The 18891-nt window shown below is 74.2% G+C and carries 10 protein-coding genes; 4 read left to right on the forward strand and 6 right to left on the reverse strand.

What is annotated here, in order from left to right:
- The first annotated feature begins 321 nt into the window (after positions 1-321).
- Complete coding sequence (locus CG719_RS26545) at positions 322-2568, forward strand: serine/threonine-protein kinase (RefSeq protein ID WP_100571209.1); 2247 nt, start codon at positions 322-324, stop codon at positions 2566-2568.
- Positions 2569-2774: 206 nt separating this feature from the next.
- The gene (locus CG719_RS26550) at positions 2775-4343 is read left to right on the forward strand and encodes a phytoene desaturase family protein (RefSeq protein WP_199836786.1); all 1569 of its coding nucleotides are present in this window, start codon (positions 2775-2777) and stop codon (positions 4341-4343) included.
- 302 nt (positions 4344-4645) lie between these two features.
- On the opposite strand, the gene CG719_RS26555 is transcribed toward CG719_RS26550, so the two are convergent.
- From CG719_RS26555 to CG719_RS26580, 6 genes are all read right to left on the reverse strand, one after another.
- The gene (locus tag CG719_RS26555) at positions 4646-6592 is read right to left on the reverse strand and encodes a protein kinase domain-containing protein (RefSeq protein WP_100571210.1); all 1947 of its coding nucleotides are present in this window, start codon (positions 6590-6592) and stop codon (positions 4646-4648) included.
- Between the two features lie 46 nt (positions 6593-6638).
- On the reverse strand, positions 6639-8231 hold the full coding sequence (locus CG719_RS26560; RefSeq protein ID WP_100571211.1) for a VWA domain-containing protein: 1593 nt from the start codon (positions 8229-8231) through the stop codon (positions 6639-6641).
- Between the two features lie 79 nt (positions 8232-8310).
- Complete coding sequence (locus tag CG719_RS26565; protein WP_100571212.1) at positions 8311-10902, reverse strand: hypothetical protein; 2592 nt, start codon at positions 10900-10902, stop codon at positions 8311-8313.
- Positions 10903-10939: 37 nt separating this feature from the next.
- On the reverse strand, positions 10940-12316 hold the full coding sequence (locus CG719_RS26570) for a hypothetical protein (protein WP_100571213.1): 1377 nt from the start codon (positions 12314-12316) through the stop codon (positions 10940-10942).
- 224 nt (positions 12317-12540) lie between these two features.
- A complete protein-coding gene (locus CG719_RS26575) occupies positions 12541-14400 on the reverse strand; it encodes a hypothetical protein (RefSeq protein ID WP_100571214.1) in 1860 nt (619 codons plus the stop codon).
- A 370-nt stretch (positions 14401-14770) separates the two neighbouring features.
- On the reverse strand, positions 14771-16561 hold the full coding sequence (locus tag CG719_RS26580) for a serine hydrolase (RefSeq protein ID WP_100571215.1): 1791 nt from the start codon (positions 16559-16561) through the stop codon (positions 14771-14773).
- A 194-nt stretch (positions 16562-16755) separates the two neighbouring features.
- Here CG719_RS26580 and CG719_RS26585 point away from each other — a divergent pair, with 194 nt between their 5' ends.
- Together CG719_RS26585 and CG719_RS26590 are read left to right on the forward strand one after the other, a co-directional pair.
- A complete protein-coding gene (locus tag CG719_RS26585; protein ID WP_100571216.1) occupies positions 16756-18255 on the forward strand; it encodes an acyl-CoA synthetase in 1500 nt (499 codons plus the stop codon).
- On the forward strand, positions 18252-18866 hold the full coding sequence (locus CG719_RS26590; protein ID WP_100571217.1) for a GNAT family N-acetyltransferase: 615 nt from the start codon (positions 18252-18254) through the stop codon (positions 18864-18866). The genes CG719_RS26585 and CG719_RS26590 overlap by 4 nt, the downstream gene beginning before the upstream one ends.
- The last annotated feature ends 25 nt before the right edge of the window (positions 18867-18891 follow it).

Raw genomic sequence — 18891 nt, forward strand, 5'->3', positions numbered from 1 at the left:
CTCCTCTGGGCCCTTGCATCAGCGCTGGTGGGCGGGCCGGGACGGGGCCCGGCGGGCGGTGCCGCAGACGTCCGGCGCCTCGTACGGGGTCATTTCGCACGGTGGGATGTGCAGTTCGGGCTTGCCCCCGGGGCGGCGCGCGTGCCCGGAGCTCCGCGCCCCCGGGTCCGTTCCGCACCGTACAAAGCCGGGCGGTCGCTCGCCATACTGGACGGGGGCCCTTCCGCGGATCAGGCCGGTGCCGGGACGGGGCCAGGGGGCGGCCCGGACGCCGGGCACGGCCCGGAGAGGCGGGGTACACGGCGACGGGGGCGGCGCGAGATGTCGGACACCATGCTGATCCAGGGCCGTTACCGGCTGCTCGACACCATCGGCCGGGGCGGCATGGGCGAGGTGTGGCGGGCGCGGGACGAGTCGCTGGGCCGCCATGTCGCGGTGAAGTGCCTCAAGCCGCTCGGCCCCCAGCGCGACCCGTCCTTCACCCGGGTGCTGCGCGAGCGGTTCCGGCGCGAGGCCCGGGTGGCCGCCGCGCTCCAGCACCGGGGGGTGACCGTCGTCCACGACTTCGGCGAGTCCGACGGCGTGCTCTACCTGGTGATGGAGATGCTCGACGGCCGCAACCTCGGACAGTTGCTGAAGGACAACGACCACCGGCCGCTGGCCGTGCCCGACATCGTCGAGATCGCCGAACAGGTCGCCGCGGCCCTCGCCTACACCCACCAACAGGGCATCGTGCACCGGGATCTGAAACCGGCGAACATCATGCGCCTGACCGACGGGACGGTGAAGATCTGCGACTTCGGCATCGCCCGGCTCGGCCACGACATCGGCTTCACCGCCCGCCTGACCGGCACCGGCGTCGCCATGGGCACCCCGCACTACATGTCGCCCGAACAGATCGGCGGAACCGAGGTCGACCAGCGCAGCGACCTGTACTCGCTGGGCTGTGTGCTGTACGAACTCGCCACCGGGACACCGCCGTTCGACTTCGACGACGCCTGGGCGATCCTCGTCGGGCACCGCGACACCCCGCCCGAACCGCCCCGCCGTCAACGCGCCGAACTCCCCGAGTACCTGGAGCGGATCATCCTCGATCTGCTCGCCAAACTGCCCGAGCAACGGCCCGACGACGCCCACGCGTTGAGCCGCCGCATCATCGCCGGCCGCACGCCGGCGCCGCGGTACGCGCCCACCATGGTCACCCCGCTCCCAGGGCCGCGCGTGTCCGAACCGGCCGGTCGTGACGCCCGGCTGCCGTCGTGGACACTCGGCATGACCACCGGTCACAAGCCGGCCGGCGCGGCCCCGCGCACCGCACCTCCGGCCGACGCGGCCGGCCTGACCGGTGAGTGGACCCCGCGCACCGCCACGGACGGCCCGGCGGAGACCGGGCGGACGCCCGGCGGACGGCCCGTCCCCGCCCCGGAGGCCGTCAGGGCGCTGACCGACCGGCATCGGGCGGCCCTGAGCCTCGGACGGCTCGGCCGCTGGGAAGAGGCGTGCGAGGCACACCACGCCATCGCCGACGAGCGGGCCCGCCTCCTCGGCCCCGACCACCCCGACACCCTCGCCGGCCGCTACGAATACGCCTTCGGCCTCAGCCGGACCGGTCGTCCGGCCGAGGCGCTGCGGGAGTACAAGCAGGTGGCCGAGGCGCGCATCGGGGCGCTCGGCGCCGACCACCCGGACACGCTCGCCGTGCGCCAGGAGATGGCGTACGTACTGGGCCGCCTGGGCCGCCACTTCGACGCGCACCAGGTGTACGCGGCGGTGCTCGCCGCGCGCGAGCGCACCATGGGCCCGGACCATCCCGACACCCTGCGCTGCCGGCACAACCTCGCCTTCAGCCTCAGCCGGCTCGGCCGCCCGGACGACTCGTACCGCATGGCCTGCCAGGTCGCCGCCGCCCGCGCCAGGGTGCTCGGGCCGCAGCACCCCGACACCCTGGTCACCAGGTTCGAAGTCGCCTACACCCTCGGGCAGTTGGGGAGGTGGGCGGAGGCTCTGGACACCTACCACGAGGTCGCCGGGGCGCGCGCCCGTGCGCTCGGCGCCGACCACCCCGACACCCTGGCCGCCCGCTACGAGGTCGGCATCAGCCTGGGCCGGCTCGGGCGCAGCGCGGAGGCGCTGGAGCTTTACCGGGCCCTGATCGACGACCGCACCCGGGTGCACGGACCCGCGCACCCCGAGACCCTGCGCGCGCGCCACGGTCTCGGGGTCAACCTCGGCCGGCTCGGCCGCTGGGAGGAGGCCCTCGCGGAGTCCCGCGACGTGTGCGCGATCCGCGTCCGCGTGCTCGGCGCCGACCACCCCGACACCCTCGTCAGCCGCCGCGAGGTCGCCGTGAGCCTCGGCTGGCTCGGCCGCTGGGCCGACGCGCTCACCGAGTACCGCGCGGTGGCCGGGGCCCGCGAGCGCGTCCTGGGCGCCGGCCACCCCGACACCCTCGCCAGCCGCACCGACGAGGCCCACTGCCTGGAACAACTCGGCCGCGGCCAGGAGGCCGCAGAGCTGTACCGCAGGGTCGCCGTCCTGCGCGGGCAGCGCGCGGCCGACGGGCCGTAGGGCCTGCTGCGAAAGTCCCGCCTGCCCCGCGACACCATGCACGCTTCCCCAAGCCCTTCGAGCAGGGGGGACCCCCAGAGCACGCGCCTGACGCCGCGAGGCCCGCCCTCCGGGCGGACGACGGGACTTTCGCAGCAGGCCCTAGGCGCCCATCCGCCTCGGACCGCACCCTGGCCGATGTGGATCACCGCGTGTTACGAAGGACCATGAGCGCACACCAGGGACACGGTACGTACGACGCCGTCATCGTCGGCGGAGGGCACAACGGGCTGGTCGCCGCCGCCTACCTGGCCCGGGCCGGACGGTCGGTGCTCGTGCTGGAGCGGCTGGACCACACCGGCGGCGCCGCCGTCTCCACCCGCCCGTTCGCCGGCGTGGACGCCCGGCTGTCCCGCTACTCCTACCTGGTCAGCCTGCTGCCCCGGAAGATCGTCCAGGACCTTGGCCTGGACGTCCGGCTGCGCACCCGCACGATCTCCTCGTACACGCCCGTCGAGCGCGGCGGACGGCCCACCGGACTCCTCGTGGGCGGCGGCGAGGAGCGCACCCGCGAGGCCTTCGCCCGGCTCACCGGCTCCGACCGCGAGTGGGAGGCCTGGCAGCGCTTCTACGGCATGACCGGACGCCTCGCCCGCAGGGTCTTCCCGACGCTCACCGAGCCGCTGCCGACCCGCGAGGAACTGCGCCGCCGCGTCGACGACGAGGAGGCCTGGCGGATCCTGTTCGAGGAGCCGCTCGGCCTCGCCGTGGAGGACCGCTTCGCCGACGACCTCGTACGGGGCGTGGTCCTCACCGACGGCCTCATCGGCACCTTCGCCGACGCCCACGACCCGTCCCTCGCGCAGAACCGCTGCTTCCTGTACCACGTGATCGGCGGCGGCACCGGCGACTGGGACGTGCCGGTCGGCGGCATGGGCGCCCTGACCGACGCGCTCGCCGCCGCGGCCCGCCGGGCCGGGGCCGTCATCGCCACCGGCCACGAGGCCGTACGGGTGGTGAGCGACGGGCGCGCGGCGGAGGTCACGTACCGCACCCGCGACGGCGAGGGCACCGTCGGCGCCCGGCACGTGCTGGTGAACGCCTCCCCGCAGGCCCTGGCCGCGCTGACCGGCGAGGAGCCGCCGGAGCCCGCCGAGGGCGCCCAGCTCAAGGTGAACATGCTGCTCAAGCGGCTGCCCAGGCTCCGGGACACCGCGGTCGACCCGCGCGAGGCCTTCGCCGGCACCTTCCACATCGCCGAGGGGTACCGGCAGCTCGCCGACGCCCACGCCCGGGCCGCCGCGGGCGAGCTGCCCGCCGCGCCGCCCTCCGAGATCTACTGCCACTCCCTGACCGACCCCACCATCCTCGGCCCCGGCCTGGTCGAACAGGGCTACCAGACACTCACCCTGTTCGGCCTGCACACCCCCGCCCGGCTCTTCGCCCGTGACAACGACGCCGTACGCGAGGAACTGCTGAAGTCCACGCTCGCGCAGCTCGACGCCCACCTCGCCGAACCACTCGCCGACTGCCTGGCCACCGACGCCGACGGCCGGCCCTGCATCGAGGCGAAGACCCCGCTGGACCTGGAACGGGACCTGCGCCTGCCCGGCGGCAACATCTTCCACCGCGCCCTGAGCTGGCCCTGGGCCCAGGAGGGCACCGGCCGCTGGGGCGTGGAAACCCGGCACGCCAACGTCCTCCTGTGCGGCGCGGGCGCGGTACGCGGCGGAGGAGTCAGCGGCGTACCGGGCCACAACGCCGCGATGGCGGTACTCGAAGCGCGCGACGACTGACGACGCCCGCCCCCCCCCCGAGGCGGGTCGGCGCCCCGCGCCCAGGAGGGTGACGGCCGGCGCGCGGGCGGATGCGGCCTGGCCCGCCGGCCGTCCGTGGCTGCGTGCCCCCGGATCGCGGTGGTGTGCGCCGCCGCGGCGAGTGGGAGTCCGGAGTCCGGGCTCCCTTCTGCACGGCGCGGGGGCGGCCGCGGTTCGGGGCCGGGCCCGTTGACGGTGCGTGGGTGTCCGCCGCCGGATCGCGATGATGTGCGCCGCTGCGGCGGGCAGGGGACCCGTGTCCCCGTTTCCCGCACGCCGCGCTACCGGACCGCCGCGGCCGGCAGCGTGTGCAGGGTGCCGCCCGAGGAGGCGGCGTGGACGCTGTCGGCGCCGGGGGAGCAGGCCGTGGCCAGGATCTGGCCGCCCAGGTCGAAGCTCTGGAGAGACGCGCCGTCCGCCGCGTCCAGCAGATGGAGCCGTCCGCTCCAGCCGCCCGCGTACACCGCGGCCCCGTCGGAGCACAGGGCGAAGAACTCCTCGCGCTCCCCGTGGTGCGCGCGCCAGACCGGCTCGCCGGTCGCCGCGCCCAGGCAGTGGACCGTGCCCGCGACGTCCCCGACGACCACCGTGTCGAGCACCCTGACCGGCGCGGCCACCACCGGCGCGCCGAGCCGGACCTCCCACACGGCGGAACCGTCGACGGCCGCGAGGCACCTCAGCGTGCCCTCGCCGTCCGCGACCACCAGGTGCTCCTCCAGCGGCAGCGGCGGCGCCAGGACCGGGGCCGGCAGCCGTACCGGTGCCGTCCAGGCCAGGGCGCCGTCCTCGTCGTCGACGGCGAGGATCTCCGCGCCCCGCACGGCCGACAGGTACACCTGCCGGGCCCCGGCCACCACGGGGACGGCCGGGGCGCCCGAGGTGTCGGTGAGCGGATCGGTCTCCCACCACAGACGCCGGGTCACCGCGTCGAAGTGGTGCAGCCGGCCGGTCGCGTCGCCGAGGAACACGCTCCGCCCGCGCAGCAGCACCCGCGCCTGGGCGAGTCCGCCCGCTGTCGAGGACCACCACAGGCGGTGCTCCCGGGTGTCCCAGGACTCCAGCCGCCCGTCGGCGTCGCACACCAGCAGCACGTCGCCGTCCGCGCACAGCTGCACCGGAGCCGTGAAGTCCGGTCGCCGCACCTTCTCCGCGCCCGTGGCCGCGTCCAGCCAGCGCACCGCGCCCCCGCCGTCGGCCACGACCACCCCGTCCTCCTCGGTGGCCACGACGCACTGCGGCCACTCCCCGACACCGGCGCTCCAACTGCGCCGCCCCGGACGGAACGGCACCGTCAGATCCGCGGCGTTGCCCACCCCGGCCAGGAAGTCCCGCAGTTCGGTGCGGTACGCGGTCAGGGTGCGGCCCACCCCCTCGGGCAGCCGCAGTGCCCCCGGCCGGCCGAAGCCGTCGACGACCTCGTCGAGGTGGGGGCGGTCGGCCGGATCCTCGGCCAGACAGGCACGGATCAGCCGGCCCGTGGCGTCGTCCGGCAGCCCGGACAGATCGGGCGCGGCCCCGCTCACCCGGCGCACCAGCATGGCCCGCGCGTCGTCCTCGGCGGAGTACGGCGGGTGGCCGGTGAGGGCGTACAGGACGATGCCGGCGAAGGCGAAGACATCGGTCGCGAGCCCGGTCCTGGCCAGCCCCCGCACCTGTTCGGGGGCGCAGAAGTGGGGCTGCCCGATGACCATGTCGAGGGTGAGCGTGACCCGCTGGCCGCGGATCCGGGTGAGCCCGAAGTCGATGATCCACGGCCCGTCGTGGGTCAGCAGGATGTTCCCCGGGTGCAGGTCCCGGTGCAGCAGCCCCTTGCGGTGCGCGGTGCCGAGGGTGTCGAGGAGTTCGGCGGCGAGCGTGTGCACCGTGTCGCGGGGCAGCGGGCCGCCGTGCGCCTCCACGACCCGGTACAGCGACAGACCGGGGATGAACCGGGTGGCCAGCGTGGGCCGCCGGCCGGCCGCGAAGTCGAGCGCGAGCAGTTCGGGGATCCGCGCGCCCCTGCACCGTTCCAGCGCCTTGCTCTCCTGGTGGAAGCGCTGCATGTGCTGGGTGTCCTCGGTGAACTCGTGCTTGAGCAGCTTCACGGCCGCCAGCGTGTCCGGCCCGTGCCGGTCGCCGGGCCGCCGGCCGAGGTAGACCGTGCCGAACCCGCCCGTGCCCAGTCTGCCCAGCAGCCGGAACCCGGCGGCCTCCGCCGGATCCCCGTCCGGGTCCAGGGGCATCACCATGTCGACGTCCTTTCTCGGGGCCTTCCGCGGCCCGCCGGGGGAGAGGTCACTGAAGGACGGCCGCCTCGTTCTCCGTCTCGTGGGAGAACCCGATGCCGCACAGCACGGTGGACTTGCCCAGCTCGCAGGTGCCGGTGTCGCGCAGCCGCTCCCCGCCCGCGCGTGGGGCGTCGCGTTCGCACCGCAGGACGAGGACCGCGCGTCCGGCCTCCTGCCGGCCGCGTACGGTGATCCGGGCCCGCACCTGCCCGGCGTCCGTCTCCTCGCTGACCTCCCGGCCGCGCAGCGGGATCGTCTGCCGGTTCCCGGTCCGCAGGTCGGTGACGACCAGCAGCCCGCCGAGTTCGGGGTTGCGCTGCCGGTGGACCCGCCAGACGAGGGCGGAGCCCAGCAGCAGGACGAGCAGGACGAGAGGGTAGAGCCAGCCGGGCGGCCGGCCGGGCACGGTGCCCCGCAGGTCCAGCGCGGTGACGACCGGCTCGCCGGTGGAGAACTTCGACTCGCCGAGGGAACCGCGGACCGTCGTCGTCCACGCCGAGGAGATCTCGGCGCGCAGGCCCACCCGCTCCCGGAAGTCGCCGGCGCCGGGGAACAGGCTGAACCGGGCCTCCTGACGCCAGGTCAGCGTCATCGGCACGGTCTTCTTCTCACCCGGGCGCAGGGTGACGGGCGCGGCGGGTCCGTCCGGGGTCAGCCGCGGACCGCCGGCGTCCCCGGGGGCCGTCAGCCGGACCGTCAGCGGCACGTGCGTGGCCTTCGACTCCAGCGTCAACCGCAGCGTCCGGCTGCGGGCGCCGGTGCGGTCCCCGGTGGCCACGGCGACATGTGCGCCGCCCGCTTTGCTCACGCCCTCCCCGGCGACCGACACGGTGACCGTGCCGCCCTGGTCGGCGCGGAGCAGGGACACCGCCTTCTGCGTGCGGACCTGGTCCTTGGCGGCGCTGAGCTGCGAGCCGAGGGCCGTGGGGTCGACCGGCAGGATGCGCGGGGCGCCGAAGGCGCCGCCGAGCACCTCGGCGACCCCGGTGCCCTCGGCGAGCGGAAGCCCGTAGCCCATGATCTTGCGGTCCTCGCCCAGCGCGGCGAAGCGCGACTTCAGCCGCTGCCAGGCCGTGCTGCCCAGCTGGGCGAACGGGCTGCCCGGCGCGTTGACGGCGCCGTCGGTGAGCATCAGCACCGCCCCGACCGGGGCCGTGCTGCGGTCGAGCTGGTCGGCGGCGGCGTCCAGCGCGGCGCCGTGGTCGCTCGCCGACTCCTTGGCGGACTGGGGGAGTTCCTTGGTGAACAGGCCGTCGGTGCGGTTCGCCGGGGACATCGGGTGGACGACCCCGGTGGCCCGGCCGAAGGTGACGACGGCCACCTGGTCGGCGGGCGTCAGCGAGTCGAGGAAGTCGGCCAGGCGCCGCTTGACCGTGGTGTAGAGCGGTACGCCGTCCGGGCCCCGGTCCTGCATGGAGCTGGAGACGTCGACGAGGACGACGTAGGCCGCCGGGACGTCGTCGACCTTCAGCGAGCGGTAGATGTCGTCGCGTGGCACCGGTGGGTCCGCGGCCGCGGCGGGCGCCGCGCCGCACAGGGCCAGCAGGAAGGCGAGGGCGAGCAGCGCGGCTCGGTGGGCCGTGGCCCGGGTGGTGGGCATGAGGTGGTGTCCCCCTGGTGTCGTGCGGTCGTGCGTCGTGCGTTGTATGTCGTGGGGTTCGCGCTCGTCGGGCCGTGCGTCAGGTACGGGCGCGGGCGGCGACGGCGTCGAGCTTGCGCAGCCGGCTGATCTCCCGCTCGCACTGCCGGCGCTGCCGGTCGAGGTCGTCCTTGAGCTGTGTCTGCCGGCCGATCGCGTGCTCGCGGTACTGGACCCAGATCCGGTGACCGGTGCTGCACCGGATCAGGGCGAGCTCCAGGTCCTCGCGCTCCTCGGAGGCACGGCCGGTCGCGTCGTAGGAGGCCCAGACCTGCTCGTAGGCCTCGAGCAGGGTGAGGACGCGTTCGCCGACGCGTCCCTGGGCCGCCCAGCCCTGCAGGGCGGTGGCGAGCTGGTTGTTCGCGGCGCCCGCCCGTCGTGCCCCGCAGACCTGCACGGCCAGCTTCTCGCAGTCCTCCGGGGTGCCCGAGCACCGCGACGCCAGGCCCTGTACCTGGCGCAGGCCGATCAGGGGCCGCAGGGACGGCAGGCGGTCCGCGACGCGCATGAGCCACCGCCGGTCCTCGGACGTCTCGCGCCAGTGCGGCTCCTCGGTGGCGAGCCGGTACACGGCGTCCAGGACGATCTGCTGGAAGGGGCCGGGCCAGTGCGACAGATGCCAGGCGAGGTCGCGGCCGGCCTGCCCCGGACCGGCACCGGTGGCCCTGTCCACCGACAGGGCCCGGTCGAGCAGCAGGTCGACCACGGCGGGCGCGTGCTGGTGCGCGGGGCGCGTCTGAAGCGCAGCCCGCAGCGTCGAGACATAGGTGTCGACCCGTCCCGTCACGCCCGCGGTGCCGGGCTGCGGCGCGGTCGCGGCCAGGCTGAGGAAGCCCGACGGCGGCAGACCGGCCAGGAGGCACAGCACGTCCCAGTGGGCCGCCGTCTCCGGACGCATCCGGGCGGGCGGCCGGCCCAGTGTGCGCAGGATCGGCGACCGGGGGGCGCCGTCCGCCGCGGCGGGGGAGCGGAGCACGCGGTCGAGGAGCCCCTGGAAGAAGCCGGGCAGCAGGACCTGGTCGACGGCGCCGCAGACGACGGCGCCCTCCAGCAGACGTGCCGCCGCCTCCGGGTGGCCCGCGGCCCATTTCCGGTCGGCCTCGGCCGGACCGGTGCCGGTGCTCAACAGGATGTTCAGCAGGGGGAGTTCGGTGCCTCCGACGATCTCCGTGCGCTGCTCGGGCCCGGCTTCGCCGCACAGCCACCGCAGCCAGGCGCGGACGAGGGCGCCCGGTTCGGCCTCCGCGTACAGGGCCCGGACCAGGCCGCCCGCGAGGCCGGGCACCTGGCACAGCATCGAGTGCGTGAAGCGCATGGTGCCCTCGCTGAACGGAGCGACGGCGGGCAGCAGCCCCTCGGTCACGGGATCGGGCACGCCCTGCGGGCAGCGGACCCGGAGTTCGTCCAGGGCGCCGGCCAGGACCTCGTCCAGGGGGGCCAGGCTCTGCCCGGTGGAGGTGAGGGCGGCGCGCATGCTCTCGAAGTCGCGGCGGGCCACGTCCGTCCGCCCGTGGAGCAGATCGGCGAAGAGCTGGTCGCGGTAGGCCTGGGAGACCTCGGGACTCGACATCAGGGGCGCCAGTGCCTCCATTCCGGTGTGCGGATGGGTCAGCGCCTTCCCCGCGAGGACGGCGAGCGCTCTGGAACTGATGCCGGGCATGCGCAGGGCCTGGTTGATCCGGTCGGCGTCCACCTCCTGGCCCGCGGTGACGGCCTGGGCGACCGCCAGCGACGGGTCCAGGGCCGCCAGCACCTCCAGCGCCCTCTCGTGCGCGTCCGGCCCGGCGATGTCCAACGGTTCCCGGGCTTCCGCGAGATGCCGTACGACGGCCTCTCCGCCGTGCGTGGCCCAGTTGTCGATGAGCAGGTCGTGGTAGCCGCGGGCCTGAGGGGACAGCTCGCCGAGATCGGGCAGCGAGGCGCTCACCGGCAGGGCGGTCACCCCGGGAGAGCCCTCGGCTTCACCCCAGTACAGGCGCATGGGCACCTCGGAGCCGGAGGATGTCGAACTGGCCGCGGACAGGGTGCTGCGCATACCGAAGGGCAGCAGGGCGGCCACGGAGTCCAGGACGCCCAGCAGTTGGAACGGCTCGTGGTGGCGGTCGCCGGTCACCGCCACCGGGCCGTCCAGCAGATGGGCCGCGGCGGCCGCCAGCCACCGGGTGCGCTCCGAGACCGAAGGGGTGATGTTGTGGCCGACATCGGTGACCAGCAGGTCCTCCTCGCGGAAGGCCAGGTGCGCGGGTCCCGCGCCGGTGCCGGGCAGACCCGCGGCGGCGGCGTGGGCGGCGCGGGCCAGTGCGCACCAGCCGATGCCCGCCGCGCTCACCTCCGCGTAGGGGACGGCGAAGTGGGTGATCCGGTAGATCGCGCGGTTGCTTCCGTCCACGTCGTCCGTGCGGTCCAGCACGAAGACCCCGACCTCGCGGGCTCCGTCCACGCCTCTGGCGCAGCCCATGGTGATCCACGGCAACGGGTCGCCGGGCTCCGGAGTACCCGGCGACCAGTGGTGGACGGCGGCGTTGAACTCGGCGCTGCGGCCGGGCGGGTGCGCGACGAGGACCCCGTATCCGCTGCTGGTGTGGGGCTCCTTGCCCCACACGGCCCAGTCGGCGATCAGCCCCGGTGCCATGGCGTGTCCTTCCTCATGCGGGTGTTCGGGTGCCGGATCAGGACTGCGTCGGGCCGAAGCCCCGCAGGAAGAGGAACGGTTCGAGGACGTTGACGGGCCTGGGCGGCGCCACGAAGCGCACGCTGTCCTCGACGTGGTTGATCAGGTACGGGTTCTCGAAGTCGAAGCCCCGGTCGGGGTCGACCCAGAAACCGACGGCGGAGCAGACGAAGTAGCCGACGCGTTCGGGCGCGAAGAACTGCTCGATCTGCTGCTGGATCTCGCGCAGGCTGCCGTGCGGGAACGCGTTGCACAGCCCGTCGAACAGCCGCTTGGCGTCCATGACCTCGGGTTGCCCGGTACGGGGGTTGACCCGAACGTTGCCCTGTTCGCAGGCGAACCGGAACACCCGGTCGTCGTCGAACTTCGCCAGGCACACGGCGATGCTGTGCGGCAGGAAGTTGCCCTGGCGCTCACGGCGCATGTTGATCTCGGTGGCCACCCCGCCGAGGACCTCGGTGAAGAAGTCCGCGTTCTGCCGGGCGTCCTTGGTCACCGGTCCGTCGTCGCCGTTGACCTGCCACTCGCGGACGGGGTCGACCACGTAGACCATGGCCCGCGCGGCACCGAGGTCCTTGATCAGCCTGCTTCCGTAGGCGGCTCCGGTCTGCGAGCGCAGGTCGAACGCCTCCCCGGGCAGGTCGCGGACGGTGACCTTGAACTCCGTCAGGTCGCGTGCGCGTTCGGCGCCGCGCCGGAAGAGTCTGCGTCCGGCGCGCGAGTAGCGGGTGCCGGTGAGGTCGCCGGCCAGGGTGAAGCGGACGGGGCGCTGCTCGGTCAGCGTCGCGTTGGGGAACTTGCGCTCCCGGTACAGCAGGCGTGCCAGGTCGCCCAGGAACTTCTGGGAGGCGTGGTCGTCCGGATAGATGGTCCACTTTCCGTACAGCGGGTCCTGCACGGCCCGGGAGAGGGCGGCCAGCAGCGTGGACTTGCCGCTCTGCATACCGCCCCAGAGCGTGATCGTCGACTCGGGCGAGGAGGACTGGTCCTCCGGCTCCTGAGGGGGCGCCTCCTGCTTCTCGCGCTTTTCCGAGGCCCCGTTCCGGCCGGACTTCGCGGGCTTGTCGGCGCGTGCGGGCGCGGCCGGCTCGTCCACCTTCTCCAGGAAGACGCTGGGCAGCGCCCCGTCCTCGGGCGCGGACCGGGGCGCGGGCGGAGTGGTCGCGCGTGCCCGGTCCTGCCGCGAGCCCGGGGGGCCCGGGCGGGGACGCAGGGGCGCGGCCGCGGGCGGGGCGGTCGGCGGTGGCAGGGCGGCCAGACCCCCGACGAGGGTGGACCTGCCCAGGACGTCCAACGGCCCCTGCTCACGGTCCTGTTGCCTGCGGTCCGGTTCGGCGTCCTTTGTGCGCTCGGACCGCGCGTCGTCGTCGACCATGGATGTGCTCCCGCTCGATGGGCGGCGGATGTCGTCCGCCGCGCGATGGTGGTCCGGTCCGCGCACACGCGCGCCCCGGTGTGGGCGAGACCCGCGCCGGCCTCGGTCTTCGTCGGGTTCGGTCCTCGTCGGCCTCGGGCCCTCGTTGGCCTGGGTCTTCGCCGGCCTCGGTCTTCGTCGGGTTCGGCCTTCGTAGGCCTGGTTCCTCGCCGGCCTGGTCCTCGTCAGCCGGCCGCGGCGTGCTGCCAGTCGGCGGTCGTGCCGTCGGCGACGACCAGCCGGATGGGCGCGCCGTCCTGCGGCAGGCACAGCGCGGGCGCCGCGACGACGGCGGCGATCTGCCGAGGGTCGTGCCCCGCGTCGAACCGCCCCTCGGTGCCGAACGCGCCCCAGGCGTGGTCCGCCCAGTGCGCCAGGTGGGGTTCGCCCACCAGCTCGTCCATCCACGCCGGTTCGTCGACGACGGCCACGCAGGCCACGCCCTCGTGGTGGCGTGCCGCGTCCAGTTCGGCCTGCCAGTCCAGCCGGTCGGGGCAGATGCGCACGGGTGCGCCGCGTCGCAGCACCTGGGGCGGGCGGGCCCGCGGATGCGGCGGCCGGGAGCCGACCACGAGCAGCACCCGGTGGCTGTCGGCCCGCCACTGGTGGCGCCACCCGGGCAGTTCCCCGGGCACGTGCTCCAGCCCCGTGGCGAAGTCGTGCCGCAGGGGGCAGGGGCGCCAGGACTCCAGCGCCCGCGCGGCGTCCGGCGCCGCCGACATCCCGACCCGGTGCACCACGGGGTCGTGGTCCCGCGGCCCATGGAGCGGGTCGTGGTCGCGGTAGCCGATCAGGCCCACCCGGAGCGTGTCGCCGCCGACGGCGTCCTGTACGGCGGTGACGACGGCCGCGGCCTCCTGGAGGCGCTCCTCGACCGCGGTGCCCCCGTCGGACTGCGGCCCGGAGACCTCGACGGCGACCATCAGGTCGACCGGGCAGGGCCGGGAGAGCTGCTGGGGCGTCCCGGAGGCCAGCGCGGGCCAGGGGGACGTCTCGGGTTCGTGGTGGCCGTCGTAGCGCAGTTCCACCCGGCTTCTTCCGTGCAGGGAGTAGGACAGCGTGGTCCGGGAGCCGGGCGGCAGTACGAGCCGGTCGATGCGCAGCGAGCGCCACCGGGACGCCGGTTCGTCCCGCCCGGCGGCGACGACGGCGGCGACGCTCTCGCCGGTGGTCGCGCCGGGCGGCGGCGCGGTGACCGGGATCCGCACGACGGGCCCGGCGGCGGTACGCCCGTCCGCGCGGCTGCCCGCGGGGAACAGTGGCCGGCGCACCAGGCCCACCGTCCCCGAGGCGCCGTCGACGTGGGCGGCGGCGAGCCACACCGGGGTGCGCAGCGGCAGTTCGCCCGTCAGGTCCTCCGGCACCAGGGGCCAGTGCGCGGGCAGCCGCAGGCACAGCAGCGCGCCCGACTCCGCCCGTACCGCCTCGGCCGCCCGCTCCAGCGGCTGCCAGCCGGCGGCCCTGACGGCGAGTACGAGCGGCTCGGCCGGATCGCGGTGCCCGGTCCGCGCGAAGGAGGCCAGAGAGGTCCGCAGGGCGGCGTCGACCCCGGCCGTGGCGCCGGTCCTCCCGCCGGCGAGGAGGAAGAGCCGGCCCGCCCGCTCCCGCGGGAGCACCGCGGAGGCGGGGGCCAGTTCGGTCCAGGACGACTCGGCCAGCCGGATCAGCTCCGGACCGGTCGCGCCGGGTCCGTAGGCCAGCCGGTTCAGGCGCAGCCGCTCACAGCCGACCTCCAGTACGTCCAGGGCCGGGAAGGCGCCGGAAGCGAGGCGGGTGAGCAGCCAGCCCAGGCCCGCCGGCGACCGCCCGGCGCGCTCCTCGGCGAGCACGTCCTCCCAGGCGGATCGCCAGGCGTGGACGGGCGGCGGGGCCGCGGCGGACAGGAGCCGCGCCATCCCGTGCCGGTCGGGCGGCGCCGGCGGCTCGCCCCGCTCGCGGTCCGGTTCCGTGCCGCGCGTGGCGGGCCCGCCGGCCAGCAGGTCCGCGACGCGGAGCGCGGCCCGAAGGTCGGCCGCCCCGGTCTTCGCACCGTGGTCCGACTGCACTGTTCCTCACCCCCCGATACGGCCGCCGGCGGCCGCGGAGGCGGCCGGCGACCGTTGTCGCACATGTTTCAGACATGGAACGGCCCTGACACAGAGGCAGCCATGACTGATCGCAGATCCCGGAATCCCCCATCCGGTTGCGGATTCACATTATCGCCCGTGATGCGGATGGGACCCGTATTCGTGAGCTTTTTATTTCCGTTACCGCGTCGCTGGTGGGGGAGCTGAATGGGGTCTGTGGGAGAGGGAGGGGAATGGCATTCGTCCATTTCCGCTGTTGGCGATTGTTGCCAATTTCCCGAGTGCGGAAAGGCCGAAATTGATCGAAGTCGACCGGTGTCGATTTCCTCAGTCCTTCCTCAGTCCTTCCTCAGTCCGCAGAGGCCGTCCAGCCCTTCGCCTCGATACGGGACGAGTCCGCCGGGCGCGCCTCGTCGAACAGGACGGCGCGGCCGGCCTCGACCCGCTGGGCGTCGACGTAGGCACCGCGACCCACGTACAGGCGGTCCGTCGTGTACCGCCAGCGCAGGGTCAGCCGTCCGGCCGCCGGGAGGTCGGCCGTGAGGCCGTGCCAGACCCGGCCCGAGTAGCCGGTGGCGATGCCCGTCGGGTGCCGCTCCGGCTCCTCCCCACGGTGCGTCGTGGTGAACGGCACCGGCTGCCAGGTGGCGCCGCCGTCCGTCGTGCACTCCAGGACGAGCACGTCCGATCCGGGCTCGGTGTCCCACCACAGGTCGCACCGCAGCCGGGCGCCGCCCGCAGAGGTGTCGAGCGAGGGGAGGGCCAGGGTCGCCGTCGTGGAACTCGCCATCCCGGAGAACCACGCCGTGCGGCCCCGCGTCGCACGGACCGGTACGGCCCGTGCCAGGTCGTTGCCGGTGGCGACCCGCGGAGCGGAGCCGGAGCGCCAGTTGCGCACCGGGTGCACGGAGTTGCCGAGGACGATCAGGAACGAGTCGGTGGTCGGGTCGAGGACCAGCGACGTGCCGGTGAACCCGGTGTGCCCCGCGGTGCGCGGAGTGGCCATCGCGCCCATGTACCAGTGCTGGTGGAGTTCGAAGCCGAGGCCGTGCGCGTCACCTGGGAAGGCGGTGTTGAAGTCGGTGAACATCAGCTCCACCGACTCCGGCCGCAGGACGCGGGTACGCCCGTAGGCGCCGCCGTTGAGCAGCGTACGGCCCAGGACCGCGAGGTCCCACGCGCAGGAGAAGACGCCCGCGTGGCCCGCCACCCCGCCGAGGCTGAACGCGTTCTCGTCGTGCACCTCGCCCCACACCAGGCCGCGGTCCAGGCCCGACCAGGGTTTGCGGGCGTCCTCGGTGGCCGCGATCCGCGGCTTCCAGAAGGCGGGCGGGTTGTAGCGGGTGCGGTCGAGGCCGAGCGGCCCGGTGATCCGCTCGTGCAGCAGGGTGTCGAGGGTCTGCCCGGTGACCGCCTCCAGGACCAGTTGCATGGAGATCATGTTCAGGTCCGAGTACAGGTACGCGGTGCCGGGCGGGTTGATCAGGGCCTCGTTGCGGAGGAGTTCGAGTTTCCCCTCGTACGTCGGCGCGTCGTACAGCGGGATCCAGGCGCGGAATCCCGAGGTGTGGGTGAGGAGTTGGCGGATGGTGACGTCCTGCTTGCCTGCCCGGCCGAAGTCCGGGAGGTAGGACGCGACCCTGCCCTCCAGCTCCAGCGTGCCCCGTTCGAGCTGCTGCACCGCGAGCAGCGAGGTGAACAGCTTGGAGACCGAGGCCAGGTCGAAGACGGTGTCCCGGGTCATCGGGATCCGCTGGTCCGCCGGGAACTCCACGGCGGTGTCGGTCTTCTCGTCGTACGCCGAGTAGCGCACCGCCATGCCGATCGGCTCGTGCAGCGCCACGGTCCCGCCGCGCCCGGCGAGCAGCACGGCTCCCGCGTACCAGGGGTGCGTGGGGGACGGGCCGAGGAACGCCTCCGCGTCCTTGACGAGTTGGCGCAGCGGGGCGGCCAGCAGACCGGCCCGCTCGGGGGATCCGTAGCGCAGGGTGGGGCTGCCGTTCGCCGGGGCGGCGGCGGCCGGTCCCGCGGGCAGGGCCGCGAGCGCCAAGGCGCCGCCCAACGCCATCGTGCCCCTGCCCAGTTGGCGGCGTGTCAGTCCGCCTGCTGCTGCTCTGCCTGCCGCGCCGTCGGTCGTCATGAGGCCTCCCGCCCACCATCTGAAAGTATCTTTCGGGGATGGTCGTGCGGAGTGAAACTTTCGTGTCAGGTGAGGACCGTGTCAACGGTGCGTGCGTGCCCGCGTGACCCTGACCGTGCGTCAAGTAGGTCCGTGCGAAGGGTGTCCACGGCGTTTCTTGACCTTCCGGCGCAGCGGAACGAGGATCATGTGTCATGACGCCTGGACACGGCAGTACGGTCGACGGAGTCCTGCGGCGCAGTGCCCGGCGCACACCGGCACGCGTCGCCGTCGAGTACGGCGAGCGCGCCTGGACCTACGCCGAACTCGACGACGCCGTCTCCCGCGCGGCGAACGTCCTGCTCGGCCAGGACCTCGCCCGCGGCGACCGCGTCGCCGCCTACGGCCACAACTCCGACGCCTACCTGATCGGCTTCCTCGCCTGCGCCCGCGCCGGACTGGTGCACGTGCCCGTCAATCAGAGCCTCACCGGCGACGATCTCGCCCACATCGTCGGCCAGTCGGGCAGCGCCCTGGTGCTCACCGACCCGGACCTGGCCGGACGACTCCCGGCCGGGACAAGGACGTTGCCGCTGCGCGACGCGGACGACTCGCTGCTCGCCCGGCTGCCGTCCACGCTCCCGTACGACGGCCCCGAGCCGCGTTCCGATGACCTCGTGCAACTGCTGTACACCTCGGGCACCACCGCCCTGCCCAAGGGCGCGATGATGACGCACCGTGCGCTGGTCCACGAGTACCTGAGCGCGATCACCGCGCTCGACTTCAGCGCGGGGGACCGCCCCGTCCACGCGCTGCCCCTCTACCACTCGGCGCAGATGCACGTGTTCCTGCTGCCGTACCTCGCCGTCGGCGCAACGAACATCGTCCTCGACGCGCCCGACGGCGACCGGATCCTCGACCTGGTCGAGGCCGGACGCGCGGACAGCCTGTTCGCGCCGCCCACGGTCTGGATCGGGCTGACCGGGCGCCCCGACTTCGCCACCCGCGACCTGGGCGGACTGCGCAAGGCGTACTACGGCGCGTCCATCATGCCGGTGCCGGTCCTGGAACACCTGCGGGAGCGCCTGCCGCGACTCGCCTTCTACAACTGCTTCGGCCAGAGCGAGATCGGCCCCCTGGCCATGGTGCTCGGGCCCGACGAGCACAAGGGCCGCATGGACTCCTGCGGCCGGCCGGTGCTGTTCGTGGACGCCCGCGTCGTCGACGAGGAAGGCAACGACGTGCCCGACGGCACGCCGGGCGAAATCGTCTACCGCTCACCGCAGTTGTGCGAGGGCTACTGGGACCGCCCCGAGGAGACCGCGGAGGCGTTCCGCGCGGGCTGGTTCCGCTCCGGCGACCTCGCCGTACGCGACCCGCACGGCTACTACACGGTGGTCGACCGGGTGAAGGACGTCATCAACTCCGGTGGCGTCCTGGTGGCTTCGCGCCAGGTCGAGGACGTCCTGTACACGCACCCGGGTGTCGCCGAGGCGGCCGTGGTCGCGCTCCCCGACGAGCGGTGGATCGAGGCGGTCACCGCGTTCGTGGTCCCGCGCGGTGAGGTCACCGAGGCCGGTCTGATCGCCCACGCCCGTGAGAAGCTCGCGTCGTTCAAGGCGCCCAAGAAAGTGATCTTCGTGGAGGAACTGCCGCGCAACGCCAGCGGGAAGATCCTCAAGAGGGAACTGCGCGACCGGTTCACCGCGCGGTGACGGCGTACCCCACGGCGGAGGCGACCCCCGACGCCCCCGCGCTGACCCTGCGCCCCTGGCACGCGGCGGACGCGGCCGACCTGGTCGAGGCGTACCGGGACGAGGCACTGCGCCGCTGGGCCGGTCAGGTAGTGGACGACGGGGCCGACGCGGCCCGGTGGATCCGGGAGCGGCAGCGGGACTGGGAGACGGGGGACCGCTTCTCGTTCGCCGTCCTGGAGGCGCAAGGCCCCGAGGGGTGCGAGCGGCTGGTGGGGCACGCCGTCGTCAAGGGCCTACGTCCCGGAGTCCCGTCCGCCGAGGTGGGCTACTGGACCGCCGCGCACGCACGCGGCAGGGGAGTGGCGCCCCGGGCCCTGCTGGCCCTGACCGACTGGGCCTTCACCCTGTTCGGGGACCGGGGGCCGGCCCGGCTGGAGCTGCTGCACCAGGTGGACGACACGGCCTCCTGCCGGGTCGCGCGCACATGCGGGTACGAACAGGCCGGGATCCTGCCGGCGGCGCCGCCGGACTACCCGCTCGACGGCCACCTGCACATCCGCACGCGGCCTGGCTCCTCTGCTGAAAAGTCGCCCTCACGTGGCCTGTTGACGCCGGGTCTCGATCGCTAGGCTGACCCGCGGACGACGATTGGGG

Origin of the sequence: Streptomyces sp. CB01373, from assembly GCF_002803075.1 — a bacterium.
Lineage (GTDB): Bacteria > Actinomycetota > Actinomycetes > Streptomycetales > Streptomycetaceae > Streptomyces.

Bases quoted from the DNA above. Each gene is read 5' to 3' on its own strand.
- CG719_RS26560 (WP_100571211.1), bottom strand. From the start codon at position 8,231: ATGCCCACCACCCGGGCCACGGCCCACCGAGCCGCGCTGCTCGCCCTC.
- CG719_RS26585 (WP_100571216.1), top strand. From the start codon at position 16,756: ATGACGCCTGGACACGGCAGTACGGTCGACGGAGTCCTGCGGCGCAGT.
- CG719_RS26550 (WP_199836786.1), top strand. From the start codon at position 2,775: ATGAGCGCACACCAGGGACACGGTACGTACGACGCCGTCATCGTCGGC.
- CG719_RS26580 (WP_100571215.1), bottom strand. From the start codon at position 16,561: ATGACGACCGACGGCGCGGCAGGCAGAGCAGCAGCAGGCGGACTGACA.
- CG719_RS26570 (WP_100571213.1), bottom strand. From the start codon at position 12,316: ATGGTCGACGACGACGCGCGGTCCGAGCGCACAAAGGACGCCGAACCG.
- CG719_RS26565 (WP_100571212.1), bottom strand. From the start codon at position 10,902: ATGGCACCGGGGCTGATCGCCGACTGGGCCGTGTGGGGCAAGGAGCCC.
- CG719_RS26545 (WP_100571209.1), top strand. From the start codon at position 322: ATGTCGGACACCATGCTGATCCAGGGCCGTTACCGGCTGCTCGACACC.
- CG719_RS26555 (WP_100571210.1), bottom strand. From the start codon at position 6,592: ATGGTGATGCCCCTGGACCCGGACGGGGATCCGGCGGAGGCCGCCGGG.